This window comes from Burkholderia sp. Bp8998 (assembly GCF_003854235.1).
In the GTDB taxonomy this organism is placed as follows: Bacteria; Pseudomonadota; Gammaproteobacteria; order Burkholderiales; family Burkholderiaceae; genus Burkholderia.
This window is the reverse complement of record NZ_QTQF01000029.1, coordinates 13,395-39,517: the sequence shown is the minus strand read 5'-3', so window position 1 is coordinate 39,517 and position 26,123 is coordinate 13,395. Positions and strand designations below refer to the sequence as shown.

General features: G+C 65.1%; 22 protein-coding genes, 1 tRNA gene and 1 pseudogene. 8 read left to right on the top strand and 16 right to left on the bottom strand.

The window, feature by feature from the left end; genetic code table 11:
* Positions 1-10: 10 nt before the first annotated feature.
* From rbfA to DIE06_RS25845, 8 genes are all read right to left on the bottom strand, one after another.
* Complete coding sequence (gene rbfA, locus DIE06_RS25880; RefSeq protein ID WP_006495346.1) at positions 11-409, bottom strand: 30S ribosome-binding factor RbfA; 399 nt, start codon at positions 407-409, stop codon at positions 11-13.
* A 116-nt stretch (positions 410-525) separates the two neighbouring features.
* On the bottom strand, positions 526-3,447 hold the full coding sequence (infB, locus tag DIE06_RS25875) for a translation initiation factor IF-2 (protein ID WP_124663817.1): 2,922 nt from the start codon (positions 3,445-3,447) through the stop codon (positions 526-528).
* 91 nt (positions 3,448-3,538) lie between these two features.
* The gene (nusA, locus tag DIE06_RS25870) at positions 3,539-5,014 is read right to left on the bottom strand and encodes a transcription termination factor NusA (protein ID WP_124663816.1); all 1,476 of its coding nucleotides are present in this window, start codon (positions 5,012-5,014) and stop codon (positions 3,539-3,541) included.
* Positions 5,014-5,472 (bottom strand): ribosome maturation factor RimP, encoded by a 459-nt coding sequence (gene rimP, locus DIE06_RS25865; RefSeq protein ID WP_014897219.1) that lies wholly within the window; start codon positions 5,470-5,472, stop codon positions 5,014-5,016. Before rimP ends, nusA begins: the two co-directional genes overlap by 1 nt.
* A 417-nt stretch (positions 5,473-5,889) precedes the next feature.
* Positions 5,890-7,602 (bottom strand): 23S rRNA pseudouridine(2605) synthase RluB, encoded by a 1,713-nt coding sequence (rluB, locus tag DIE06_RS25860; protein WP_124663815.1) that lies wholly within the window; start codon positions 7,600-7,602, stop codon positions 5,890-5,892.
* Between the two features lie 60 nt (positions 7,603-7,662).
* Positions 7,663-8,685: an SMC-Scp complex subunit ScpB gene (gene scpB, locus DIE06_RS25855; RefSeq protein WP_124663814.1), complete on the bottom strand. Its 1,023-nt coding sequence runs from the start codon at positions 8,683-8,685 to the stop codon at positions 7,663-7,665.
* A 273-nt stretch (positions 8,686-8,958) separates the two neighbouring features.
* On the bottom strand, positions 8,959-10,161 hold the full coding sequence (locus tag DIE06_RS25850) for a pyridoxal phosphate-dependent aminotransferase (protein ID WP_124663813.1): 1,203 nt from the start codon (positions 10,159-10,161) through the stop codon (positions 8,959-8,961).
* A gap of 64 nt (positions 10,162-10,225) precedes the next feature.
* On the bottom strand, positions 10,226-11,128 hold the full coding sequence (locus tag DIE06_RS25845; protein WP_124663812.1) for a LysR family transcriptional regulator: 903 nt from the start codon (positions 11,126-11,128) through the stop codon (positions 10,226-10,228).
* A 430-nt stretch (positions 11,129-11,558) separates the two neighbouring features.
* Here DIE06_RS25845 and DIE06_RS25840 point away from each other — a divergent pair.
* Both DIE06_RS25840 and DIE06_RS25835 read left to right on the top strand, forming a co-directional pair.
* A pseudogene (locus tag DIE06_RS25840) lies at positions 11,559-11,954 on the top strand (transposase); the annotation flags it as partial.
* A 204-nt stretch (positions 11,955-12,158) separates the two neighbouring features.
* Positions 12,159-12,410, top strand: coding sequence for a hypothetical protein (locus DIE06_RS25835; protein ID WP_124663811.1), 252 nt, complete (start codon positions 12,159-12,161; stop codon positions 12,408-12,410).
* 185 nt (positions 12,411-12,595) lie between these two features.
* Here the strand turns inward: DIE06_RS25835 and DIE06_RS25830 are convergent, their stop codons facing one another.
* A complete protein-coding gene (locus DIE06_RS25830; protein WP_059510817.1) occupies positions 12,596-12,913 on the bottom strand; it encodes a hypothetical protein in 318 nt (105 codons plus the stop codon).
* Positions 12,914-13,070: 157 nt separating this feature from the next.
* Between DIE06_RS25830 and DIE06_RS25825 the strand changes: the two genes are divergently transcribed.
* The 3 genes from DIE06_RS25825 (at position 13,071) to DIE06_RS25815 (ending at position 14,682) form a co-directional block, all read left to right on the top strand.
* Complete coding sequence (locus DIE06_RS25825) at positions 13,071-13,787, top strand: YdcF family protein (RefSeq protein WP_124663810.1); 717 nt, start codon at positions 13,071-13,073, stop codon at positions 13,785-13,787.
* A 222-nt stretch (positions 13,788-14,009) separates the two neighbouring features.
* Positions 14,010-14,288 carry a hypothetical protein gene (locus tag DIE06_RS25820; protein WP_124663809.1) on the top strand — a complete coding sequence of 93 codons (279 nt, stop codon included), beginning with the start codon at positions 14,010-14,012 and terminating at the stop codon, positions 14,286-14,288.
* Between the two features lie 136 nt (positions 14,289-14,424).
* A complete protein-coding gene (locus DIE06_RS25815) occupies positions 14,425-14,682 on the top strand; it encodes a DNA-binding protein (protein WP_096506837.1) in 258 nt (85 codons plus the stop codon).
* Positions 14,683-15,390: 708 nt separating this feature from the next.
* Here DIE06_RS25815 and bamC read toward each other — a convergent pair.
* The 3 genes from bamC to DIE06_RS25800 all read right to left on the bottom strand — a co-directional run bounded on the left by bamC (position 15,391) and on the right by DIE06_RS25800 (position 17,703).
* The gene (gene bamC, locus DIE06_RS25810; protein ID WP_124663808.1) at positions 15,391-16,599 is read right to left on the bottom strand and encodes an outer membrane protein assembly factor BamC; all 1,209 of its coding nucleotides are present in this window, start codon (positions 16,597-16,599) and stop codon (positions 15,391-15,393) included.
* Between the two features lie 141 nt (positions 16,600-16,740).
* A tRNA-Pro gene (locus DIE06_RS25805) sits at positions 16,741-16,817 on the bottom strand.
* Positions 16,818-16,989: 172 nt separating this feature from the next.
* The gene (locus tag DIE06_RS25800) at positions 16,990-17,703 is read right to left on the bottom strand and encodes a methyltransferase domain-containing protein (RefSeq protein WP_124663807.1); all 714 of its coding nucleotides are present in this window, start codon (positions 17,701-17,703) and stop codon (positions 16,990-16,992) included.
* Between the two features lie 73 nt (positions 17,704-17,776).
* On the opposite strand from DIE06_RS25800, the gene DIE06_RS25795 reads away from it, so the two are divergent.
* The 3 genes from DIE06_RS25795 (at position 17,777) to DIE06_RS25785 (ending at position 21,473) form a co-directional block, all read left to right on the top strand.
* Complete coding sequence (locus tag DIE06_RS25795; RefSeq protein ID WP_124663806.1) at positions 17,777-18,043, top strand: hypothetical protein; 267 nt, start codon at positions 17,777-17,779, stop codon at positions 18,041-18,043.
* On the top strand, positions 18,030-18,905 hold the full coding sequence (locus DIE06_RS25790) for a tyrosine-protein phosphatase (RefSeq protein WP_311767640.1): 876 nt from the start codon (positions 18,030-18,032) through the stop codon (positions 18,903-18,905). The genes DIE06_RS25795 and DIE06_RS25790 overlap by 14 nt, the downstream gene beginning before the upstream one ends.
* 357 nt (positions 18,906-19,262) lie before the next feature.
* Complete coding sequence (locus tag DIE06_RS25785; protein ID WP_124663804.1) at positions 19,263-21,473, top strand: hypothetical protein; 2,211 nt, start codon at positions 19,263-19,265, stop codon at positions 21,471-21,473.
* A 79-nt stretch (positions 21,474-21,552) separates the two neighbouring features.
* Here the strand turns inward: DIE06_RS25785 and DIE06_RS25780 are convergent, their stop codons facing one another.
* From DIE06_RS25780 to pheS, 4 genes are all read right to left on the bottom strand, one after another.
* Positions 21,553-21,966 (bottom strand): MerR family transcriptional regulator, encoded by a 414-nt coding sequence (locus tag DIE06_RS25780; RefSeq protein WP_124663803.1) that lies wholly within the window; start codon positions 21,964-21,966, stop codon positions 21,553-21,555.
* 61 nt (positions 21,967-22,027) lie between these two features.
* Complete coding sequence (locus tag DIE06_RS25775) at positions 22,028-22,414, bottom strand: integration host factor subunit alpha (RefSeq protein ID WP_006486093.1); 387 nt, start codon at positions 22,412-22,414, stop codon at positions 22,028-22,030.
* A 72-nt stretch (positions 22,415-22,486) separates the two neighbouring features.
* Entirely contained in the window at positions 22,487-24,916 is a 2,430-nt protein-coding gene (gene pheT / locus DIE06_RS25770) for a phenylalanine--tRNA ligase subunit beta (RefSeq protein WP_124663802.1), read from the bottom strand.
* Between the two features lie 96 nt (positions 24,917-25,012).
* Positions 25,013-26,026: a phenylalanine--tRNA ligase subunit alpha gene (gene pheS / locus DIE06_RS25765; protein WP_006753318.1), complete on the bottom strand. Its 1,014-nt coding sequence runs from the start codon at positions 26,024-26,026 to the stop codon at positions 25,013-25,015.
* Between the last annotated feature and the right edge of the window lie 97 nt (positions 26,027-26,123).

Genomic DNA, 26,123 nt, shown 5'->3' with positions numbered 1-26,123 from the left:
GCGCGCGCGCTCAATCGTCCTTCGCGGGCGCGTCGGCTTCGTCGTCGTCCTTCGCGCGTGTCGAGTTGGCTTCCTTGATCAGACGCGACATTTCCACGGCCTTCTCGATCGTCTGGTCGTAATGGAAATGCAGCGTCGGCACCGTATGGATGTGCAGGCGCTTGAACAGCAGGTTGTGCAGGTGGCCCGACGCGTGGTTCAGCGCCTCCTGCGTCTTGTCCGGATCGCCGGTGAGCGCCGTGAAGTAAACCTTCGCGTGCGCGTAGTCCGGCGTGAGCTCGACGCTCTGGATGGTCACGATACCGATGCGCGGGTCCTTGACCTCGCGCATGATGAGTTCGGACAGATCGCGCTGAATCTGGTCGGCAATCTGAACGTTGCGATTGGGGGAAGTACGTTTCCTGGACATGATCGATCCGTGATCGGTTTATCAGGATGAAGCGGCGGGCCATTGTTGGCACGCCACCATGAAAATGGGCGGGACAGGCCCAAGCCTGCCCCGCCCCATGAGCCGATACGCGACGATTACAGCGTACGTGCGACTTCGGTCACTTCGAAGACCTCGAACTGGTCGCCTTCGATGATGTCGTTGAAGTTCTTCACCGACATACCGCACTCGAAGCCTTGCTTCACTTCCTTCACGTCGTCCTTGAAGCGCTTCAGCGACTCGAGTTCGCCCGTGAAGATCACGACGTTGTTGCGCAGCACGCGAACCGACGACGAGCGCTTGACGATACCGTCCGTGACCATACAACCAGCGACCGCGCCGATCTTCGGCACCTTGAACACCTGGCGCACCTCGACCGTACCGGTGATGACTTCGCGCTTCTCCGGCGCCAGCATGCCCGACATCGCCGCCTTCACCTCATCCACTGCATCATAGATGATGTTGTAGTAGCGGATGTCGACGCCATTGGCTTCCGCGAGCTTGCGCGCCTGCGCATCCGCACGCGTGTTGAAGCCAATGATGACGGCCTTCGACGCCGTTGCAAGGTTGACGTCGTTTTCGCTGATGCCGCCCACCGCGCCGTGCACGATCTGCACGCGCACTTCGTCGGTCGACAGCTTGAGCAGCGACTGCACGAGCGCTTCCTGCGAGCCCTGCACGTCGGCCTTGACGATAAGCGGCAGGTTCTGCACTTCGCCTTCGCCCATCTGCTCGAGCATGCTTTCCAGCTTTGCGGCCTGCTGCTTCGCGAGCTTCACGTCACGGAACTTGCCCTGACGGAACAGCGCGATTTCACGTGCCTTGCGCTCGTCCGGCAGCACGATCACTTCCTCGCCCGCACCCGGCACTTCCGACAGACCCTGGATTTCGACCGGGATCGACGGGCCGGCTTCCTTCGTCGGCTTGCCGTTCTCGTCGAGCATCGCACGCACGCGGCCGTAGGCCGAGCCCGCGAGCACGATGTCGCCGCGGTTCAGCGTACCGGACTGCACCAGGATCGTCGCGACCGGACCCTTGCCCTTGTCCAGCTTCGCTTCGATCACGATGCCCTTGGCCGGCGCCTCGACCGGTGCCTTCAGTTCCAGCACTTCGGCCTGCAGCAGCACGTTCTCGAGCAGGTCGTCGATACCGGCGCCCGTCTTGGCCGACACCGGCACGAACGGCGAATCGCCACCGTATTCTTCCGGCACGACGCCTTCCGCGACCAGTTCCTGCTTGACGCGATCGGGGTTCGCTTCCGGCTTGTCGATCTTGTTGATCGCCACGACGATCGGTACGCCACCCGCCTTCGCGTGGGCGATGGCTTCCTTCGTCTGCGGCATCACGCCGTCGTCGGCAGCCACCACCAGCACCACGATGTCGGTCGCCTTCGCGCCGCGTGCACGCATTGCCGTGAACGCCTCGTGACCCGGCGTATCGAGGAACGTGATGACGCCGCGCGGCGTTTCGACGTGGTATGCGCCGATGTGCTGCGTAATGCCGCCCGCTTCGCCCGCTGCGACCTTCGCGCGGCGGATGTGGTCGAGCAGCGAGGTCTTGCCGTGGTCGACGTGACCCATCACCGTGACGACCGGCGGACGCGGCAGTTGCTCCGCATCGGTACCGGTCTCGCCTTCGACCAGCAGCGCTTCCGGATCGTCCAGCTTCGCGGCAACCGCGCGGTGGCCCAGTTCCTCGACGACGATCATCGCCGTTTCCTGGTCCAGCACCTGGTTGATCGTGACCATCTGGCCCATCTTCATCATCACCTTGATGACTTCCGACGCCTTGATGGACATCTTGTGCGCGAGATCGGCGACCGAGACGGTCTCCGGCACGTGCACTTCACGCACGATCGGTTCGGTCGGCGCCTGGAACGACGATGCGCTGTCCTGGTGACGGCCACGACCCTTCGGGCCGCCGCGCCAGCCGCGGTCGACGCCGCCGCTCGAGTCGCCACGCGTCTTGATGCCGCGACGCTTGGCCGCGTCGTCCTGCCAGCCGCCCTTGCCGCCGCCCGGCTTCTTGTTGCGGTCGCCCGCGCCTGCCGGTGCCTGCGTGGTCGCCGGCGCTGCGCCGGCCGGCTTCTTCACGGCCGGACGTGCCTGTGCGCCTGCGCCTGCCGGCTTGGCCGGCTTGTGCAGCGTGCCCTTCGCTTCGGCCGGCTTCGGCGGTTCCACCGGCTTCGGCGGCTCGACTGCCTTGACCACGGCCTTGCGCGGCGTGTTCATCATTTCGCGGATCGCACGTGCCTCGGCTTCTGCCGCCGCGCGACGCTTGCTGATCTCTTCCTGCTCGGCGCGCGCCTTGTCCGCCGCCTCGCGGGCAGCATCCTCGGCCTTCTTAGCCGCTTCGCGCTGGGCCGCACGTTCGGCGGCCGCACGTGCTTCGTCCTGCGCGGACTGCGCACCGGCTGCTTCCTGCTGAGCTTCGGCGGCCTGCTGGGCAGCAGCCTGCTGCGCCGCAGCGGCTTCGGCCGCGGCACGCTTCGCCGCCGCTTCTTCCTCGGCACGGCGGCGCTCGGCTTCGGCCGCTTCCTCTCGGGCGCGGCGCTCGGCTTCCTCGCGCTCGAGGCGCTCCTGGCGCTCGCGCAGTTCCTGCGCCTGCTTCTCGAGCAGCTCGGCCTCGCGGCGCGCTTCTTCCTCGCGACGCTTCAGTTCTGCATCGTCGTCCGCTTCGGCGACCTGCGCCTGACCCTGTTCCGCACCCTCGGCCACGTCGTCGCGCTTGACGAACGTACGCTTCTTGCGGACCTCGACCTGAATGGTGCGAGCCTTGCCCGTCGCGTCAGACTGCTTGATCTCCGACGTATGCTTGCGGGTCAGCGTGATCTTGCGCTTGTCGCCGTCGGTTGCGCCGTGCGACTTGCGCAAATGATCGAGCAGACGCGCCTTGTCCGCCTCGGACAGCGCATCGTCTTCACTCGCTTTCTGGACGCCCGCTGCCTGCAGCTGTTCGAGCAGCACACCAGCAGGCATTTTCAGTTCCGCGGCAAATTGGGCTACGTTGTTACTCGCCATTCATTCCTCTTAGTGCAAGGACCAATTCCTTGCGGTTAGCATCGGGTCAGGCCATACGGCCGCCATCAAATCAGTGCGCCATGGTCATTTCTCACTGGAACCAGTGTTCACGTGCTTTCATGATCAACGCCTTAGCGGCATCCTCTTCCATCCCGGTCATATCGACCAGTTCATCCACGGCAAGCTCGGCGAGATCGTCGCGCGTCTGCATGCCGTGTTCGGCCAGCTTCGCGAGCAACTCCGGCGTGATGCCGTCGAGGCCCTTCAAATCCAGCGCTGCATTCTCGACCTTTTCTTCGTTCGCGATCGCCATCGTCAACAGTGCGTCGCGTGCGCGGTTGCGCAGCTCGTGCACGGTGTCCTCGTCGAACGCCTCGATTTCGAGCATTTCGTTGAGCGGCACGTAAGCGATCTCTTCGAGGCTCGTGAAGCCTTCGTCGATCAGGATGTCGGCAACTTCTTCGTCGACGTCGAGACGCGCCATGAACAGCGAACGCAGTCGGTCGCGCTCCTCACCCTGCTTCAGGGCGGATTCGTCCGGCGTCATGATGTTGATCTGCCAGCCGGTCAGTTCGCCGGCAAGGCGAACGTTCTGACCGCTGCGGCCGATCGCGACAGCCAGCTCGTTCTCGTCGACGACGACGTCCATCGAGTGCTTTTCTTCATCGACGACGATCGACTGGACGGCTGCCGGCGCGAGCGCGCCGATCACGAACTGGGCGGGATCCTCGGACCATAGCACGATGTCGATGTTTTCGCCACCGAGCTCGTTGCGCACGGCTTGCACGCGGGAGCCGCGGATGCCGACGCAGGTGCCGATCGGATCGATCCGCTTGTCGTAGGCGATCACGCCGATCTTCGCGCGCACGCCCGGATCGCGAGCGGCTGCCTTGATCTCGAGCAGGCCCTGCTCGATTTCCGGCACTTCCATCTCGAACAGCTTCATCAGGAACTCGGGCGCCGTGCGCGAGAGTTCGATCTGCGGGCCGCGCGCGGTGCGGTCGACCTTCGCGATGTATGCACGCACGCGGTCGCCCACGCGCAGGTTTTCCTTCGGGATCAACTGATCGCGACGCAGCAGTGCCTCGACACGACCCGATTCGACGATGAAGTTGCCCTTGTCGAGGCGCTTCACCGTGCCCGTCATGATCTTTTCGCCGCGCTCGAGGTAATCGTTCAGGATCTGCTCGCGTTCGGCATCGCGCACCTTCTGCAGGATCACCTGCTTCGCGGCCTGCGCACCGATACGACCGAACTCGATCGACGGTACCGGCTCCTCGATGAACTCGCCGACTTCGACGTCGGGCTTCTGCTCACGTGCTTCGAACAGCAGGATCTCGCGATCCGGCTCCTGCAAGCCTGCCTCGTCGGGCACGACGAGCCAGCGACGGAAGGTTTCGTGCTCGCCGCTTTCGCGATCGATATGGACGCGGATTTCGGCGCCTTCGTCGAACAGCTTCTTGGAAGCGGAAGCGAGCGCAGCCTCGAGGGCGCCCAGCACCACATCCTTGTCGACGTTTTTCTCGCGCGCCAGCGCATCCACCAGCATCAACACTTCGCGACTCATTATTTGCGGCTCCTAAAGTCAACTTGCGGAATCAGGCGGGCTTTGTCGATATCGGCCAGCGTGAAATCCAGCATGGCCGCCTCGCCCTTCTTCCTCTCAAATTCCAAACCGATCGTTTCGCCATTCGGCGCGTGCAGAATGCCCCGGTACGTCTTGCGCCCGTCCAGCGGCTTTTTCAAGGTCACGGAAACTTCGCTGCCGGCGAAGCGCTCGAAGTCGGCCAGCTTCTTCAACGGGCGGTCGAGCCCCGGGGACGAGACTTCGAGCCGTTCGTAATCGATGTTTTCGACCGTCAAGACGTGCTGGAGCTGACGCGTGACCTTTTCGCAATCTTCGAGCGAGATGCCGGCAGGCTGATCGATATAGATGCAAAGCATGCCGCGCCCGGTGCGCTCGAGATCCACCAGCTCGTAGCCGAGCCCGGTGACCGTGGTTTCTATCAGTTCCGTCAGTTGCACTGTGTCCTCTCAGGTGTTCGCGCCCGCCGCTCGCGATTCACCCGCGGGCGCGCGCCTTAGCCGGCGCAGGAAGCGCTACCCGAGATGCCTAACCGTTTCAGCAAAAAAAAATGGGCGGAACGCCCATCTTCTTACTGGTGGTCGCACCTGAGCCGCACATTGAATCCGTACGCCCAGCGACTCCGCGATTATAGCGATTTTTGGCGCAAACGCCAAGCCAGCCGGTAAAAGCAGCGTCCAGCCCACCTTTACCGACCAAAAATGCGAAACCGGACTGTCCGACCAGGCGGCACAATCCGGCGGCGCAATATATATACAGTCAAAAGCAAACCACGCAAGGCGAGGTGCCGACCCAACCGGACTCACGCCGATTTCGCCGGCACACCGGCGACTCACGCCGCCGTACGCCGCAAACGCTCAGCGACCGCGCGAGCGATTGCGCTGCGGACGCTGGCCGCCGCGCGCACCGCCACCGCCGTTGCCGGCGCCTTCGGCGCGATTGCCGTTGGGATTGCGGTTGCCGCCCTTGCCGCCGCCGCGCTTGGCGCCCGCGCCTTCACCACGCTTGGGGCCGGCGCCATACGACGCGCGATTGCCATCGACATCACGACCGCCACCCGAGCGGTTGCCATAGCCCGACGGCGAAACCGGCAAGCTGCCGTAGCCACTCAGGCCCGGCAGGCCCGGAGCGCCGCGCCGGCCACCACCGCGACGCGGCTGGTCGAGCTGACCATGCGCCGTCAGCACCGGCTCGCGGCCGATGAAGCCCATCGACGTCTGCATCGGATCCGGCTGGCGGCGCTCGGCCTGCCCGCTCCCACCGCGCTTGCCCTTTTCCTCGGACGGCGCCTTCAGGCCGACGGTCGCCATCAGCTTGCGCACCTGTGCCTCGTCGAGCTCTTCCCAGCGACCGCGCTTCAGGCCGCGCGGCAGCGGGATCGGACCGTGGCGCGTGCGGATCAGGCGGCTCACCATCAGGCCGGCCGCTTCGAACATCCGGCGTACTTCGCGGTTGCGGCCTTCGGCCAGTGCGACGTGATACCAGTGGTTGGTGCCTTCGCCGCCGCCGTCGCGGATGCGCAGGAAGTTCGCCGGGCCGTCATCGAGCTCGACGCCGTGCAGCAGCTTCTGCCGCATCCCTTCGGACAGCTCGCCGACGACGCGCACCGCATACTCGCGCTCGACGCTGTAGCGCGGATGCATGAAGCGGTTCGCAAGATCGCCCGACGTCGTCAGCATCAGCAGACCTTCCGTGTTGAAGTCGAGGCGGCCCACCGCAAGCCATTTCGCCGTCTTCATCGGCGGCAGGCGGTCGAACACAGACGGACGACCTTCCGGGTCCGCATGGCTGACGATCTCGCCCGTCGGCTTGTGATACAGCAGCACGCGCGGCGGCTTGTTCGGCAGCTTGCGCTTGACCGGCTTGCCGTTGATGCGGACCTGGTCGGTCGGCATGATGCGCTGGCCGATGTGCGCGGGTTCCCCGTTCACCGACACGCGGCCGGCGACGATCAGCTCTTCCATTTCGCGGCGCGAACCCATGCCGGCTTCCGCGAGCACCTTGTGGAGCTTCGGCGCGTCGTCGTCCGGCGACAGCACGCGCTTGTTCGTCGGCTGGCTGCGGCCGCGGCGCAGCATCGGCGCGCGCACGCCGCTGCCGCCCGCCGAGTTGTCCGCATCGAATGCCGGCGACGTCACATACGCGAACAGATCGTCTTGCGACGCCGCATCGACGTCGGCCTTCGCCGCGCCGCCTTCGGCCTTCGCCGCACCGCCGCGCCGTCCCTGACCGCCTTGGCCGCCCTGGGCACCCTTGGCCGCGCCTTCGCGCTTCCCGGCCGGCTTGCGGGTGCCCTTGGCCGTGCCTTCCTTACGCGGCGCGCGTGCGGGTTGCGCTTCCGCCGCCTCGGCCGGCTGCGCGTCCGCGCCTTCGCCGCCCTGCGACTCTCCGTCGCCCTTCGACTTGGCCGCCGCGCGGCGACGCGCGATCAGGCTGCGCGGGCCACGCCGCAGGCCGCGGCGGGGACGCTCGTCACCACCCGCGGCCGGAGCGTCCTGCTCCGGCGCATCGTCGGCACGCGCGGCCTGCACGGCAGGCGCGGACGATTCAATATCGTGGATATCAGTCAAAACAACCTCAAAATGTCAGGTCTCGCGCCCGACTCGGGCGCGGCAAGAAGTCGGCCGCGATCAGGCGCGGCGCTGTTCGGGTTCTGCTTCGTCGTCCGGCAGCGCGTCGGCGCCGATGGGCGCGCTGGCACTGCGTACGGCATCGGCGAGGCTGTCGGACGTATCGTCCAGCAACTCGCCTTCCGCGGGACGGGAGCGTGAGGCGTCGGCCTGGCCAGGCTCGCCCGGCATGTCGCCAGCCGCTTCCGCTCCGTCTCCGGCAACCGCGTCGGCGGCCGGCTTGCGATCTTCCTCGTTCCATTCCGCGCGCAGCGACTCGGGCTGCCCGCCGGCCGGCGCTGCTTCGGCGCCGCCCTGTTCCATCTGAACGCGATCAGCTTCCAGCGTATCGCGGTTCGGCATTTCCTGCGTCGACGCTACTTCCGTTGCAGCGTCGCCCGGCAATTCATCCGGCTGCACGCGCGGCTCGCCGGCCGCCGCTTCGTCGGCTTCCGGCATCGCGTCCGCCGCCGGCGCTTCGCCGTCGAAATCCATCGCCTGCTGCGCGAGCAGTGCGGCCTCGATGTTCGCGGCCGGCTCCTCGAGCGCCGGCAGGTCGTCGAGCGCCTTCAGGCCGAGATCGTCGAGGAACTGCTTGGTCGTCGCGTACAGCGCCGGACGGCCCGGCACGTCGCGATGCCCGATCACCTCGATCCAGCCGCGATCCTCGAGCTGCTTGACCACCTGCGTATTGACCGTGACGCCGCGAATCTCTTCGATGTCGCCGCGCGTGACGGGTTGCCGATACGCAATGATCGCGAGCGTTTCGAGCACCGCGCGCGAATATTTCGGCGGCTTCTCGGGATGCAGTCGGTCCAGATAATGGCGCATCGCCGGCTTGCTCTGAAAGCGCCATCCGGTTGCGAGCGCTACCAGTTCGACACCGCGGCCGGACCAATCCTGTTTCAGATCTTCGAGCAACGTGCGGACCGTGTCAGCCGACACGCCGTCGGCAAAGAGCTTGCGCAAGTCGCCGAGCTTCAGCGGTTCCTGCGCGCAGATCAAAGCAGTCTCGAGGACGATCTTCGCCTCTTGGGTATTCATGCAGCTAGGCCAGACCCTGTGGTCAAACGAACCGGATCAACAAACAGACGAAAGGAACGGAAGACGCGCTCGCCCGATTCTGATCGGTCATATTGATGGGAGCACGAACCGGGGGTGGCGAACCAACTTCAAGCCAGGCCCAAACCGGACGGAACAGCACGGCTCAACGACGGAACCGCGTGACTGAGCGCCATCTTACGCAAAATTGCCCTGTGCGTAAAGATGAGCCGAACGGGCCACCGCCCCCCACGCCGCAGCCGTTCCGTCCCCGTTTCAACGCAGGCCCGCGCCGCGCGCAAGGAATGCCCGCAAGCGCTCGACGCCCGCATCGATCTGTACCGGATCACACGCGTAGCACCAGCGCACGAACCCTTCCCCCTCCGGACCGAAGGCGCGTCCCGGCGCCAGTCCGAGGCCGGCCTCGCGCACCAGCGACTTGCAGAGCGCGAGGCTGTCGTCCGCGCCCGGCAAGCGCAGGAACAGGTACATCGCGCCAGGCGGAGGCGGCACGTCGACGCCCGGCAACGTGCGCAGCGCGGCAACCAGATGGTCACGCGCGGCGCGCAGTGCGGCAACGAACGAATGCACGAACGGCTCGCCGTCGCGCAGCGCGACTTCGCCCGCGGCCTGGATGAAACCCGGCGCGCACGACGTGTTGTATTCGATCAGCTTCGACAGATCGCCCATGACCGACGCCGGCGCGACCAGCCATCCGAGCCGCCAGCCCGTCATCGCCCAGGCCTTCGAAAACGAATTCACGACGATTACCCGCTCGTCTCGCGACGCGATATCGAGGAACGATGACGCGCCGTCCGTGCCGAACGCGAGCCGTTCGTACACCTCGTCGGCGACCACCCAGATGCCGTGGCGCCGGCAATGCGCGAGCACAGCCCGCTGGTCATCGCGGGACATCGTCCAGCCGGTCGGATTGTTCGGCGAGTTGACGAACAGCATCCGCGTGCCGGGCGTCAGCGTCGCGAGCAACTGGTCGACGTCGAGCCGCCAGCCCCCATCGCCATGATGGAGCGGCACGCACTCGACTTGTGCACCGAGGATCTTCGGGATCTCGACGAGATTCGGCCAAAGCGGCGTGACCGCGACGACGCGATCGCCCGGACCGACCAGCAACTGGGCGGCCAGCATCAGCGCACTCACGCCCGAACTCGTCACGGCGATCGTATCGGCCGCCGTCGCGCCGTGACGTGCGCTGACGTAAGCCGCAATCGCGTTGCGCAGCGGTACCGTGCCGAGGTTGTGCGTATAGAAGGTTGCGCCGTCGCGCAGCGCCGCGGCAGCCGCGTCGCGAATGAATGCCGGCGTCACGCGATCGGATTCACCGAACCAGAACGGCAGCACGTCGGACACGCCGAAGCCGGCGTTCGCCACTTCCCTGATCAGCGACGGACGCAGCGCCTGGACAGCGCTGCGTGCCGCCGGCTCGCCCGTCGCCGGGCCGACATCTGCGGAATGCGTCATCGAGAACCGCCACCGAGGAACACGATCCGCGTAGTGTACCGGCGCGCACGCCGGATCCGCACCCTCAGTCGAGATCCTCAGCCCTCGCCGGCATCTGGCGCGCGAGCTCCCAGATCGCCTGCGCGGCGGGCGACAGCGAGCGGTCGCGGCGGCGCACCAGCTCGACCGTACGTTCGGTACGTGGCGTCAGCGGCCGCGCGACCAGCGTCGATCCGGCCGGCAGCGGCAGCGACAGCCACGGCTGCACGCTCACGCCGACACCGGCCTCGACGAGCCCGAATACCGTCGCCGAATGCCCGAGCTCCTGCATGACCGTCGCATTCACCTGATGGGCGGCCAGCGCCGCGTCGATCAGCGGCCGGCTTCCGGACGCATGGTCGAGCAGGACAAGGCGCTCGCCGTCGAGCGCCGTCCACGGCACCTCGGCCCGCGCCGCGAGCGGATGATCGGCGCGCGCGACCAGGCAGAACGAGTCGGTCATCAACGGCTCGCACACGAGATCGGCAACCGTGAGCGGCCCGATGACGACGCCGAAATCGACCTCACTCGACTTCACCTTGCGCAGCACGTCGCTCTGCACGTCGTCACGCAGGCCGAGCGTGACGTACGGGAACTGGCGCTCGCACGACGCGACGACGCGCGGCATCAGCCGGCACGCGATCGTCGGGCTCGCGGCAACGATCACGCGCCCGCGCCGCTGCTCGCCAATCTCGCGAATCTCGCGCAGCGTGTCGTCGAGATCGTCGATCAGGCGGGACACGCTCGCGATCAGGTTCGCCCCGACGTCGGTCAACTGCACGTCGCGTGTCGTCCGATCGATCAGCTTCAGCCCGAGCTCGGCCTCGAGTTCGCGCACGCAACGGCTGACCGCGGACTGCGTGAGCCCGATCTCATCGCCCGCGCGGCTGAAGCTCCGGAGCCGCGCAACCTCGATGAATACGCGAAGCTGGCGCAGCGTAACGTTCATCCCCTCACCTCATCAATCGTCGATACCGATGCGCGATTTTAATGCGCAAGATCGGCTTCGATGTGCGAATCCGGCACCGGCCGCACATGTTTCGCTGCGGTGCAATATCCGCGCAAACGCACGTGGCACGGGCGGATTGCACTAGATTGGTGATTGTCCTGATTTGCTGGCGGGCTATTTTGGCGTCTTATACGCCCCTAGCTGACTTAGCCGTTAGCCCGCTGCCAAGCGGCTCTCGAGGGAATCGCCTCCGACATGGCACATATCGTGCTTTATCTGACGCACAGGGCGCAGGTTGAGTCGGACGGAAGGCAGAAACGCCGCTGCCGGCCAACCGGACGCCCCCACCCGGCACTCGACGCTCGAGTGCTTGAAGAGTGCGCGGCGCAGGGCAGCGCACCGGAGTTAGCTTCGCTGAGGTGAGGACATGATGCTGTTCGACGATTTGAGAGATAACGAGTGGGCGCTGGTCGAGGGTCTGTTTTGCTCGGAACCCGCACGCAGTGAACGGCGCGGCCGTCCCCGCGTGGAGGCCCGTTCGGTGGTAAACGCCGTGCTGTGGGTATTGTCGACAGGTGAAGGCTGGTCGAAGCTGCCGGGCCGCTATCCGTCACCGCCGACCTGTCGCCGTCGCTTCGACGAATGGCAGGCAGACGGCACGCTCGCCGAAATCGTCAAGCGACTCGGCACGAGCGGCCGCCAGATCTCGCTGCGCGGGCGCATCGGGGCGAGCGCGACGAAGCCGCCCGCACCGCCGAGCCGCGACCGGCTGCGCGGCGCCTTCTGGACCAACCCGGAATCCTGGCGCGCCCCCGTGAAGATGGCGTAACGCATGCATGCTCGATCGGGCGGCTTCGGCCGCCCGGTTTGTTTCAGCGCCCCGCGCTTTGCGCGGCACCCCGCCGTCGTCGATTACCGCTGTCGTGCCGCGATACATCTATTTACTATTATTTACAGCAGGCCTGCACTCCCACGCTTACCTTAGCGAAATATCAACAAGCCGCGCCGGTGGCTTGAAGGGAGCCCCGCCATGAAATCAATGTCACTGCTCGTCGCATGCGGCATTGTCATTTCGCTGGCGCTGACCGCCCCCGCTCGCGCCGACGATCGCGCAAAGCCGCCTCACCGCCAGCAGGATCATCGGAACACCCTTCGCCAGCAATCGCCCGTCACGCCACCCAATCGGCAGACCGTGCCGCGCGGCGATCTGCGCGGCGACATCGCCAGCAACGCGCGGGCGCGCAATGGCTCGCAGCCGTCCGACCTGCCGCGCCATCCGTAGTCCGCAGGATTTCGTCAAAGAAAATTACCGGAATCGGGAACTGCTCGACATGCGACGAGTCACATCCGTTGCCATGAGCACAGCGTGGCAACAGCAAAAAGTATCCGGTACGCCCGTATCCTCGCGATACGGGCTTTTTTTTGGGGCGCCTCCGATGGACGGAGCGCGAGCTCAGGCCTGCACCGCTACAGGCGGCTTTCGAGAATCGCCACGGCGCTCGCTTCGCTCAATGCGTAGTCATCCATACGGCGATCGGTCCAGGAAAGTAATTTCTCATCGCGCTCGAGGCGCGCGCATTCGGCCCGACCACTATCGGTCAGCACGGCGATATCGACCGGCGCATGAAAACCCGGCGCAGGTGCAACGGTCTTCTGCCTGACCGTGTCCATAAGCCCGAGCGAACGGAGATACTCGAACACGCCCGGGCGGCGCGCCCACGGTACCTGGCGGTACTGCACTCGTCTCAATGCGTCGAGCACCGCTTCGTTGGAATACGTGGCCATCTCGATTCTTTCTTAAAGTGCAGCGACAATGCGAAGCGGCGCGCCGGGCGGGAGCTCCGCCCGCCGATACCGCCACCGATTCTGGAGGCCGACGTTCGGCGTCGCGTCAGGGCCGGATCGTCAGCCGTCCATAAAAAGACACCATACCCCAATCAAATTGATTCTGTTCGATTCATTTGTACTTCTCTTCATCGGCTTCATGCTCTGCCGCAAGCAGCGGCGACTCATCATGATCGCGAGCATTGCGGTGTTCTGGCTGCTCGCGACAGGCTGGCTCGCCGCGCCGCTCATCGCGTGGACCGAGGCAGGCGTGACACCGGTCGAGCGCCCCGACATGCACGGCCGGACCACGCTGATCATTATCGGCGCCGGCACGCGGCGCAGCGATACCGGCCTGCGACCGCCTCCCGACGGAGAAGCACGCATTCGCACGACCGCGGCACTCTACCGCACGTGCCGGCAGCAGGCCACCCGCTGCACCGTGGTGATGTCGGGCGGCGACCCGCAACATCACGGCGAAACCGAGGCGGCCGTCTACGGGCGCCGGCTGGTCGCAGAGGGCGTCGCTTCCGGCGACCTCGTTCTCGAGCCGAACAGCCGCACCACCTACGAAAATGCGAAATTCACTGCATCTATACTACGCTCACAACATGACGACACGCGCATTCTCGTCACATCGTCCTATCAGATGCACCGCGCGTTGCTCGATTTCCGCCGTTTCGACATCGACCCGCAACCCGTTTATTCGAACCGCCGGCGCGCGCAAACCGGCTGGCTGCCCCGTTGGCGCAACCTGGAGGACGCAAATCAGGCGCTGCACGAGCTGATCGGCATCGCGCAATTCCACGTCTATCGATGGCTCGGCTGGTTTTGATGGCCATGCGCGCGCCGAAGGCGAAAACGACGGAACCGCGCAGGAAGGCATGCACGTGACGGAATGCCCGAAGTGTTGCGCGACTTCAACGGGGCCTTGCGCCGCACCGCGATCCGATGCACATTGATCCGTCACTTTTGTTACACTCGACACGCACTCGATTGCGGTCGCCAGACGAAACGGCAACATTCGGGTTCATCACCACTTAGCGGAGGTAAAGCAATGAAGAAGACGTCCCTGGCTATTCTGGTCGCGATGTCGGCGCTGACTGGCGCAGCGTATGCGCAAGAGAGCACGCAAATCCAGACCATCACCGACCCGGCCAAGATCGCCGAGATCGAGCAGCGCGCACAGGCACTGCAACAGCAACAAGCGGCCGAGGCTGCACAGCCGGCGGCGCAGGAAGAGCAACACCACGGCAAGAAGGCCCACCACAAGGCAGCGAAGAAGGCTGGCAAGAAGGCCGCCAAGGCCGCTCCGGCAGACGCTGCCAGCCAGTAAGTTCGGCGGCACCGCACAAGCGAAAAGCCGAATCCGGGCAACCGGGTTCGGCTTTTTTGGTTGCGGTGCCTGCGCGCTGTGCTAAAGTCGCGCACCGAAATTTTCCACCCGTGCGCACCCCGGTGCGGAGGACAGCATGAGCAACATTCAACTCGACATCGAGTGGACCGAAGCAGCCACTCGCAAGATCAAGCAACTGATGCCGCGCGGCTCGGAAGACGCCTTCCTCGCGCTGCCGCCGATCGAGTGCCTGCCGATGGAGGGCGACGTGCTTTTCCTCGGCCCGCAAGGCAAGCAGCAACCGTTCATCGTCGCCGAACGCCAGTATCACCACGACGGCGATGCCGACTGGACGATCATCCTGATTCTCGACGTACCCAGCGCGTCGCACTGACGCGTCGCGGCGGCCGGGAACGCGCCCGGCCGCACCACCCTTGCTCACGCGAGCTTCGACGGCACGCGGTTCCCGGGCCGATGGATCCAGTCCGCGGCTGTTTCTCGATCAGGCGGAATGTGCGCGGAACGCGCATACACGGGCAACGCGATCTGGCTCCGCCGGCGCTCGGTGGATGCGAACCGCCCCCCTCAGAAAAGATTGCGAATCACCGAATCCCGCATCGGCCGGATCGGCATGCCCTCGCATTGCGGCCCCACCAAAAAAATTGCCCGCGCTTCAAATGAAGCGCGGGCGAAACCGTCGCCCTACGAGGATAGGCGACGGGGCCATCGAGATCCGCGCACCGCGCGGATCATCATCGGTTGCGCCGGCGCTTGCCGCGCCGGCATCTGAAGACGTCGAAACCGTTGGTCGGGCGCTCTCGACGCCTGCCCGGTCTCTGACGCCAATCTCCCTGTCCTAACGATTCGAGCTTATAAAGCAGCTTGCGTGCCAGGTTCATTTTCGAAAGCATGCCATTGATCCATAAGGATATTTTCTGCTGCCATGACGATGCGACACCTGTTCTGCCGCCGTAACGCGCGGATGTTACGTAACGTCACGAGGCGAAACCGAACGTCCCGCACGCGCCACCCTCAGTGCGCGCGACCATAAAAAAAGCCCGCCGGAAGGCGGGCTTTTTCGAAGAGCGGGATCGTACCGCGATCAGCGCAGCTGATTCACGAGCAGCCCCATGATCTGCCGGGCCGGCGACGACGCATCGATCGCACCCGAATCGTCGACGACTGCCACACGCGTCTGGTCAGGCGTCAGCGCCTTCACATTGACGCGATACTGCTTCGCCTGCTTTTCCTTCTTGCCATGGAACAGCTGACTCCAGAAGCCCTGCTCGGCCGCGCTCAGATCCTTCGGATCGACATAACGCACGAAATACAGACCCTTCGTGCGATCGCGATCGTCGACCGTGAAGTTCGCACGATCGAGTGCAAGGCCGACATGCAGCCACGACCTGTCGTACGGCTCGGCGAGCGTGACTTCGGACGGCACCACACCCGAGTCGACCTCGTTCGCTTGCGACGACGTACGCGCGACGTTCTGTGCGGCGATCGCCGCGGCAGCAGCCTTCGATGCGTCGGTATCGGCCTTCTTGTCCTTCGGCACCGTGTTGTCGTTGATGTTCGCGACCGGCGGCTCGCCGTTCTTCGCACGCTGCTCGTTCTGTGCAAGCACCGCCATCAGCCGCTTCAGATATTCCGTCTCGAGCGCCGGATCGTTCGGCTTCGCTTCCCACTTGCTCGAATCGTTGTTCGCGCCGGTGATCGCCTCACGCATGCCCTTCTGGCTGATGAACACGTAGGTGCCGCCGTTCGGCGCCGAATCGAGGCGCGTGCGGTACTTGTTGCGCTCGGCGGTCACGTACGAATTGCCCATCGCCTTCGAGATCACGCTGCGGATCAGGCCGTCGTTGATCTGCGGATGGGTTTCGTTCCAGTCGGTTTCCATCACACCCTTGTCGCGCTGGTCGACGACGAGCAGGAAGCCCTGCTCCTGCCAGAAGCGGCGAACTTGCGGCCAGATGTCGGCGGGCTTCTTGCCGTCGATCACGAGCCAGCTCTCGGTGCCGTCGCGCTGGACATGCATGCCGGCCACGGCGGGCGCGACGGTGTCCGTCACGGGTGCCGTGTGCTGGACCTGCTGAAGCGCGGACAGGGAAGTCGCGCCGCCCTGTGGTGGCAGCGAACGCTGATCGGCCGTCTCGTCGAGCATGTTGGGCGGCACTGCGAGCGACGCTTCCTTCGATTTCGAATCGCTCTTGTAGTCCACTTTCGTGGGCGACGACGTACCGCAACCGGCGACGAGCGCGCCGGTGGCGAGCACTGCAGCGAACCGCATGGTAAGACGAAGATCAGTCATGTTCGGGGAATCCTCTTCCGCTAAATCACGGCGCTTTCCGTGGATCAACCTTGCATTTTACCGGGGCCGCGCCGGGATGTGCAAAAAAGCGACGACCAAGAAAAAACCCGCGCCAGCCTGAACTGACGCGGGTTTTTTATCTGGTCGGGGCGAGAGGATTTGAACCTCCGACCACCTGCACCCCATGCAGGTACGCTACCAGGCTGCGCTACGCCCCGAAAGAAAAAAATTATAACAGACAGTTGGCCGATTTAGAACGGGTCGCATGCATTTTGTGCAGGTTCCTGCGAAATTTTTTGCGACATGACGTGACGAGACGAGAAGGCATCGATGCGAGCGCCAATGCGCATCCCGCCGCGCCCACGTTCCGGCCATGCGCCCCACCCATGCTCACCGCCTGCGCGCGACACAAATGACCGTGAGGCCCGCCACCCGGTTGAACCGGAACATCGGCAACTCGGCCCGGCAGATCAGCTTGAGCACACCGTTGACGACCGGATGGTGCCGGCGCAATTGCGACGCCGGTTCGCGCGGTTGCCGACGCGCCCGCTCGCTCAGTCGCAATGCCGCCGCAAGCGGAAACGTGAGGCCAAAGTAGTATGCGCTGCGCTCGACATCCAGCCCCGCACGACGCACGACGTCTTCGAGGCCCTCGAGCGTATACCTTCGCTTGTGCTCGAGAAAATCGTCATGTGCGCTCCAGAGGAACTGAAACGCCGGAACCGTGATCAGGAACCGACTGTCCTTCGGCGCGCCCGCCACATAGCGGGCAAGCAACCCGACATCGTCGTCGACATGCTCGAGGACATCCATCAGCAACACCAGATCGGCATCGAACCGATCGACAGCCCGACGAAAATGGACAGGTTTGCCGGCCGTCTCGCCGTCGGTATCGTTGGCGTAGCTCGTATCGACACACCATGCTTCCGTCGCCTGCGTACGCTCGAGCAAATGCTTTGAAAAGAAACCCGAGCCGGCACCGACGTCGAGTATTCGATTCGCGTCCGACGCGCCCAGAAACCGACGAATCGCGCTCGCCTTCGACGCGTAGTACCAGTGATCGCCTACATCCGCTCCCAATACGTCGAGTTCCTTCAGATCCATGACGCCTCCCCCGTGTCGGCCACCATGCTTTGATCCATCAAGCCACTGACGTCGATCTTACCGCGCCGCAGCCGTGGCCAGTTACACGATTCGCACGGGCAGCCTGCGCTGCACCCTAATCGAAAAAGACGATGGCCGTTTCGCCGCGGATCGCTACCGTGCGCTTACCCGGCGCGAGATCGACGCGCACGGCGCATCGTCCGGCTGCATGCCAATCGATTTGGCCCGCCTCCGCGTTGCCGTGCTGCGCGGCACGCCGGCAACGGTCTCGGTCGCAACCGCGGTCGTGACGTCCTGCCACCGTCTCGGACAAAGGCCAGTGAATGATTCAGAAAAATGAAATTTCCCGTCGACACTTTCTCCGGCTGAGTGCCGGCACGCTCGGCATCGCACTGGGAAGTGCGTCGCTTCTGTCCGCGTGCGGCGGCGACTCGATCGCGGTCGCCCCCGCCACGACGCCCAGGCTCGGCTCGGCAGCGAACTTTCGTGATACCGCGGGACCGGACGGAACGGGCTATGCCACCTCGAGCGGCGCAGCGATGAAAAAAGGCGCGATCTACCGGTCGTCCGCGCTCGCGTTGTCCGCGGCCGACCTCGCAACGATCGATACGCTCGGCATCACGCAGGTGTGCGACCTGCGCACGACCGCCGAAATCCAGTCGCAGCCGGATGTGCCATTGGCCGGGGCCACCTGGCAGAACCTCAACGTGCTCGGCGTCGCCAGTCTCGGTCCGCTTCCGACGAGTGGCGCGACTGCCCCGGCCTTCATGCAAAGCATGTATCGGGCGTTCGTGACGTCGGAAACGGCACGGACGAGTTACCACACGCTATTCGCCGGCTTTGCCGCATACGGGGACAATCTGGTCTTTCACTGCACGGCCGGCAAGGATCGCACCGGCTGGGCGACGGCCATTCTGCACACGATCCTCGGTGTCCCCCGGCAGACGATTCTCGCCGACTATCTGCTGACTAACGTCTACAGCGCATCGAAAATCGCCGCCTACGTTGCGCAAGCGCAGAAGCGCGGCGGGCAGGATGCGGCCGACATGATGGCCGCGCTGCAAAGTGCGCAAGCCGCCTATCTGCAGGCGGCGTTCGATCAGGTCGTCACGTCGTATGGCTCGATGACGTCGTACATCGATATCGGCCTGCGGCTCGACGCGTCGACGCAGAATGCGATCCGGCAGCGCATGCTGGTTTGACCGACCAGGCAGGCGGCGATCGCGATAGCGTGGCTGTCGTCGCCCTGCCGACTGCCCCCTGATCGGACACAGCCCTCATCCGGCACGAAACCCCGCGTCAACCCGCGCCGACGCCAGGTTTGCCGATCCGGCGCAATACGCGCCGCCCGCCTCGACCGCAACACCAAACGACCGTTTGATCCCGCCTTCCCGCCGCCGCGAATCCTTTGCCCTGTCGTGCGCCGACCGGTGTTGCCCGGACGCCGGCTGTTTGGTAACGCCGCTCTAGCACGCTATGCCACACTGCACGACATCGACGTCCGCGCCGCGCATCGGCAGCGTACCGGCGTCGATCACGACAAGACATGGAGACAGACGATGCGGAATGCGGTCCGGCGCGGCCATCGCACGCCTTTGGCAAGTTTCGACTGGATGGATGGTCCGCGGCGCACGGCCGCCTCGGTCTCACACGGCACCTCCCGTGCACTCGGCTGCGGTGCGCTTGTGCTCGCGCTGCTCTGCACCGGCTGCGCGGAACCGGCCGCGCAGCGCGACGGCAACGCGTCGGCCGCATCGACGAAGATCGAGCGCGCCAAAGCCGAACGCCTCGCCCGCGAACAGCAGGCCGCGCGCGCCGTGCCGTCGCTCGCGTCGATCAGCCTCACGCAACCGCGCCCGTTCACGCTGCGCGACTCGGGCCAGAACGGCGCGATGACGTTCCTGCGCGATGTCGATTTCCGCATCGTCAACAACCTCGGCTTCTTCATCCACCAGTTGTCCGCGACACTCGTGCCGACGCAGACCGGCGCACCCATCGTGTTCGACGATCCGACGAGCTTCGAGATCGACGTGCACGAAGGCGCGGTCACGCTCGACAACGCGAAGCTGACCGCGCTCTTCGACACCTACATCTTCGGTTACCGCAACGCGCCGCTGCGCAAGCTCGCCGTTTCGGCCGGCGACGGCGTGATCCATCTGCAAGGCGAGATGCAGCGTGACGGCTGGGTGCCGTTCTCGCTAACCGGCACGCTCGCGATCCGCGACGGCAGCCAGCTCGTGTTCCACCCGACTGGCGTACGCGTGTCGGGCATCAACGCGCAGCCCGTGATGCGCGCGGCCAACGTGAAGATGGCCGACCTGCTGAAGGTCGAGACACCGATCGCGCGGCTCGCCGGCGACGACCTCGTGATGTCGGTCGACAAGCTGATGCCGCCGCCCCGGCTGAAGATCAGGATCACCGCGCTGCGCGTAACGCCGGCCGGCCTCGACCTGACGCTCGACGACGGCTCGCACGCCGGCTTCGCACTGCCCGCGAACGCCCCGCAACAGGCGATGTACATCCGCGGCGGCGACGTGAAGTTCATGCGCTCGATGCCGATGAATGCCGACATCCTGATCGGCCCGGTCGATCCGACGAAGCGCGACCAGAATTTCGTATTCGACCTGTACCACTATCGCGACCAGGTATCGGCCGGCTATTTCAATTTCGACGAACGCGGCGCGATGGCGATCCGGATGCCGTCGTATGCGGGCCCCGCGAGCGGCGCCGCGCTCGGCACCGCTACCGCTCGCCTGAACGACAGCTTTCTCGCCGCGCAGCAGAATACGTTGCGCGACTCGCGCCAGCACTGGGAAGCATTTGCGCTTGCGGCAAGCGCGCCGCAGCCCGGCATGCAGAAAATCGCGATGCGACGCTCGTCGACCACCCCGTTCAACGAACGGCACGTGTCGAATCGCAACCCGACGATCCACCTGCACAACGTCGACTTCAACCTGTCCGGTGACATCGGCTTCCATGTCGACGATCTCGACGTCCAGCTCATCGCGAAACGGCCCGGCGAACCGGTCGACCTCGACGATCCGAACCAGTACGACATCCGCATTCTCGGCGGGACGGTCGTCGAATCTTGGAGGGCGATGTCGGCGCTCTTCAACAACTACCTGCTCGACTACTCGCCGCGCTCGCTGAACGACCTGCAGTTGAGCGCGGATGGCCAGGACCTGCGCGTCCAGGGCGGCATCAAGCTCTGGAATCACGTGCCCGGCGTGTGGCTGCCGACCGACATGAAGGGCACGCTGTCGGTGCTTGACGACCGGCACCTCGCGTTCAAGCCCGCGCAGGTATCGGTGCTCGGCATCCCGCAAGCGAAACTGCTGCGCTCGCTCGGCATCGAGCTCGCATCGCTGACGCCGCTGCAGCGCCGTGGCGCGGAACTGCGCGGCGACACGCTCGTGCTCGACCAGTACACCGTGTTTCCGCCGCCGGTGCTGAACGGCAAGCTCGGCCAGGCAACGGTCGAGCGCGACGGCCTGCGCCTCACGTTCCGGCGCGCCGCCGACGCACCCGCGCCGAAGCGGCCGCGGATCGACGCGCAAAGCTACATGTGGATGGAAGGCGGCGACATGAAGATGTTCAACGTGCTCGAGCTCAACGTGCGCGCGCTGATCCGGAACTCGGCCGAGGCCGGCCCGATGCGTTTCGACCTGTACGGCTACCGCAGCCAGGTCGCGCAGGGCTCGGTACGCATGCTGCCGGACGGAACGCTGGTCGTCGACATGGGCAAGCCGAATCCGCTCGCATCGCGCTGACATGGCGTCCCGCCCGCATGGATGAAAAAAGCCCGGTGGCGCGTCGCCAACCGGGCTTTTTCTGATTCGAGCCGCGCGCTCAGTCGTGCTTCAGTCCGTCGATCACATCGAGCAGCGCCTGCCGCAACGCGATCACATCGACCGTTGCACCCGGCTTGCCCGATGCACGCGCGTCGGCGGCCGGCACATCAGGCTCGACCGGTGCCGCGGCAGCGCGTTCGCCGCCCGGCGAATCGAGCCGGTTGCGCGCGCCGTTGATCGTGAACCCCTGCTCGTACAGCAATTCGCGAATCCGCCGGATCAGCAGCACTTCGTGGTGCTGATAATACCGGCGATTGCCACGCCGCTTCACCGGCCGCAACTGCGTGAATTCCTGTTCCCAGTAACGCAGCACGTGCGGCTTGACCCCGCACAGTTCGCTGACTTCACCGATCGTGAAGTAGCGCTTCGCGGGAATTGGAGGCAAGACGACTTTCTCAACCGTAGTGGTCATCGTCGGTTAACCGTCGGTAAAGGGTGCGCGGCGGCCGCGCGGAGACGTCGGCGCGCGGGCGTTACTCCGCGCCGTTTTCGACCAGCGCCTTCAGCTTCTGGCTCGCGTGGAAGGTTACCACCCGGCGGGCCGCGATCGGAATCGCCTCGCCCGTCTTCGGGTTGCGGCCCGGACGCTGCGGCTTGTCGCGCAGCTGGAAGTTGCCGAACCCCGACAGCTTGACGCTTTCGCCGTTTTCGAGCGCGTCGCGGATCACTTCGAAAAACGCCTCGACCATGTCCTTCGCTTCACGCTTGTTCAGCCCGACGCTGTCGAACAGCAGCTCCGCCAGTTCCGCTTTCGTCAGCGTCGGCGTCTCGGTGGACGCCGGCGCCGAAGCGTCGCGGTTCATGGCGCTGCGTTGCGCCGTCAGGAGGGCTTCGAATTCACTCGAGGTCATGTCGTTCATATCTGCCATACAGCGCGTTAAACCAAAACTTGCGACGGGGAAAAGCCACCCGCGAACGGGTGGCGCCTCTCCTTAGCCGCGCAGGCGGGCACCCGCACGAGCCATCCGCTCGACCAGCGTCTGGATCGCCTGGTCGACGACCTCGTCCTGCAGCGTGCCAGCCGCGTCCTGCAGCGTCACGCGGAAGGCAAGGCTCTTCTCGTGCGCGGCAAGACCACCGGAAGTATTTGATTTTGCACGAAATTCGTCGAAGAGTACAACCTTCTGAACGAATCGGCAGGCGTCTTCGGCCAGCGCCTTCTTCATTTCATCAAAAAGTGCCTGAACCTCGACCGCCTGATCGACCACGACGGCGATATCGCGCCGTACCGGCGGGAATTTCGACACGTCGGTCGGTGCGGGCAGCGCACGCGCGATCAGCGCATCTGCATCGATTTCGAACATCACCGGCGCGTGCGGCAGCTCGTACTTCTGCATCAGGCGCGGATGCAGCTCGCCGATCCAGCCGACCGCACGGCCATCGACTTCGATACGCGCGCTGCGGCCCGGATGGAGGGCCGGATGCTCGTCCTTCACGAAACGCGCGGCGGCCGGCGCGAGCAGTGCCTCGAGATCGCCTTTCACGTCGAAGAAATCGACCGCACGGGTCGCCACGCCCCACTGTTCGTCGACTGCCGGGCCGTACGCGAGCGCGCCGACACGCTTCGGCTGCGTATAGCCTTCGACGGTCAGTTCGCCTGCCTTCACCGACGGATCGGCGAGGAACACGCGGCCCGTCTCGAACACGCGCACGCGATCCGCGCGACGATTCAGGTTGTGGCGCAGCACCGAGATCAGGCTGCCGAACAGCGTCGTGCGCATCACCGACAGCTGGCTCGCGATCGGATTCAGCAGGCGGATCGGGTTGTCGTTGCCGGCAAAGTCGTGCTCCCACTCCGCATCGACGAAGCTGAAGTTGACCGTTTCCGCATAGTCGCGCGCTGCGAGCGCGTAACGAATGTCGTGGATCGAACGCCGCGTCTCGTTGGTCGCGCGCATCTCGCTCGTTGCGACCGGCGGACGCGCCGGAATCTTCTCGAAGCCGTAAATGCGCGCCACTTCCTCGATCAGGTCTTCCTCGATCTCGATGTCGAAGCGGTGCGACGGCGGCGTGACCAGGAATGCGTCGTCGTCACGCTCGAACGGCAGGCGCAGGCGCGTGAAGATGTCCGCGATCTCGTCGGCGTCGATCTTCACGCCGATGATGCGGTTCGCGCGCGACACGCGCATCTTCACCGGCGCGCGCTGCGGCAGGTTCACGGCCTGGTCGTCGACCGGGCCGGCCTTGCCGCCGCAGATCTCGAGAATCAGCTGCGTGATGCGCTCGACGTGTTCGACGGTCGTCGCATAGTCGACGCCGCGCTCGAAGCGATGGGCCGCATCGGTCGAGAAGTTGTACTTGCGCGCGCGGCCACGGATGCTGTCCGGCCACCAGAACGCTGCCTCGAGGTAGATATTGGTCGTATCGAGCGTGACGGCCGTGCTGTCGCCGCCCATGATGCCCGCGAGGCTTTCGACCTGACGGTCGTCCGCGATCACGCCGACCGTGTCGTCGAGTTCGACCGTGTTGCCGTTCAGCAGCTTCAGCGACTCGCCGCGCTTGCCCCAGCGTACCTCGATGCCGCCGTGGATCTTGTCCAGATCGAACACGTGCGACGGACGGCCGAGCTCGAACATCACGTAGTTCGAAATGTCGACGAGCGCCGACACGCTGCGCTGGCCCGAACGCTCGAGGCGCTCGACCATCCATTGCGGCGTCTTCGCATGCGCGTTCACGCCGCGGATCACGCGACCCGAGAAGCGGCCGCACAGATCGGGCGCGGCGATGCGCACGGGCAGCGTTTCGTCGAGCTCGACGCGCACCGGACGGATATCGACCGGCGTCAGCGGCGCGCCGGTGATCGCGGCCGTCTCGCGCGCGATGCCGAACACCGACAGGCAGTCGGCCTTGTTCGGCGTCAGCTTGATTTCGAAGATCGTGTCGTCGAGATTGAGCGTGTCGCGGATGTCCTGGCCGACCGGCGTGTCTTCCGGCAGGACCAGCAGGCCGCTGTGGTCTTCGGACAGCTTCAGCTCGCGCGCCGAGCACAGCATCCCCTGGCTCTCCACGCCGCGCAGCTTCGACAGCCTGATCGCGAACGGCTTGCCGCCCTCTTCCGCCGGCGGCAGTTCCGCGCCGACCAGCGCGACCGGCACCTTGATGCCGGGCGCCACGTTCGGTGCGCCGCACACGATATTCAGCGTCGCGCCGGTGCCGGCGTCGACCTGGCAGACATTGAGCTTGTCCGCATCCGGATGCTTGACGACTTCGAGCACGCGGCCGACGACGATCTTCGACGTCGGCGGCGCAGCCTTGCTCAGCGATTCGACTTCGAGCCCCGCCATCGTCAGCGCGTGCGACAGTTCGTCGGTCGTCAGCTGCGGGTCGACAAAGGTTCTCAACCAGGATTCAGGGAATTGCATGGATGTCTACGTTCGAAACAGGTTAGATCGGCGCCCGGCCCCCGTCGGAAACGTCCGGCGGGGCATGCGCGGGCACATGTCGGCGCAGCGCGTGCGTTATGCGAACTGGCGCAGGAAACGCAGGTCGTTCTCGAAGAACAGCCGGAGATCCTGCACGCCGTAGCGCAGCATCGTCAGGCGCTCGAGGCCGCTGCCGAACGCAAAGCCGATGTAGCGCTCGGGATCGAGGCCCATGTTGCGGATCACGGTCGGATGCACCTGCCCCGAGCCCGAGATCTCGAGCCATTTACCGGCGTTCTTGCCGTGCTCGAACATCATGTCGATCTCGGCCGACGGTTCCGTGAACGGGAAATACGACGGACGGAAGCGCACGAGGATGTCGTCGCGCTCGAAGAATTTCTTCAGGAAGTCGGTATAGACGCCCTTGAGGTCGGCGAAGCTGATGTTTTCGTCGATCCACAGCCCCTCGACCTGATTGAACATCGGCGAGTGGGTCGCATCGCTGTCGACGCGATACGTGCGGCCCGGCGCGATCACCTTGATCGGCGGGCGGTTCATGCGCGCGTAACGCACCTGCATCGGGCTCGTGTGCGTGCGCAACAGCAGCTGGCGGCCGTCGGCATCCTTGCCTTCGACGTAGAAGGTGTCCTGCATCGAACGCGCCGGATGGTTCTCCGGGCTGTTCAGCGACGTGAAGTTGTACCAGTCGGTCTCGATTTCGGGACCGTCGGCCACGTCGAAGCCGATCGAGCGGAAAATCTGTTCGACGCGCTCCCACGTGCGCATCACGGGGTGCAGGCTGCCCGCACCGGCGCCGCGGCCTGGCAGCGTGACGTCGATTGCCTCGGCGGCGAGGCGCTGGTTCAAGAGTGCATCGGCGAGCGCCTGGCGGCGTGCGGTCAGCGCGGCTTCAACCTGCTGCTTCGCGACGTTGATGCGTGCGCCTTCGGTCTTGCGTGCTTCGGGATCGAGCTTGCCGAGGCCCTTGAGCAACTCGGTCAGCGCACCCGACTTGCCGAGAAATCGTGCTTTCTCGTTTTCGAGCGTGGTGATGTCGGCAGCCTGTTCGAAGGACTGCTGCGCGTCGGCGACAATCTGGTCCAGATCCATAGATCCCATCATTTCCAACGTCATTCGGTCTTGGCGAGCAAAACTGCTCACCAAACAAAAAAGGGGCTCGGAAGAGCCCCGTTTTCGCTGCAGCGGC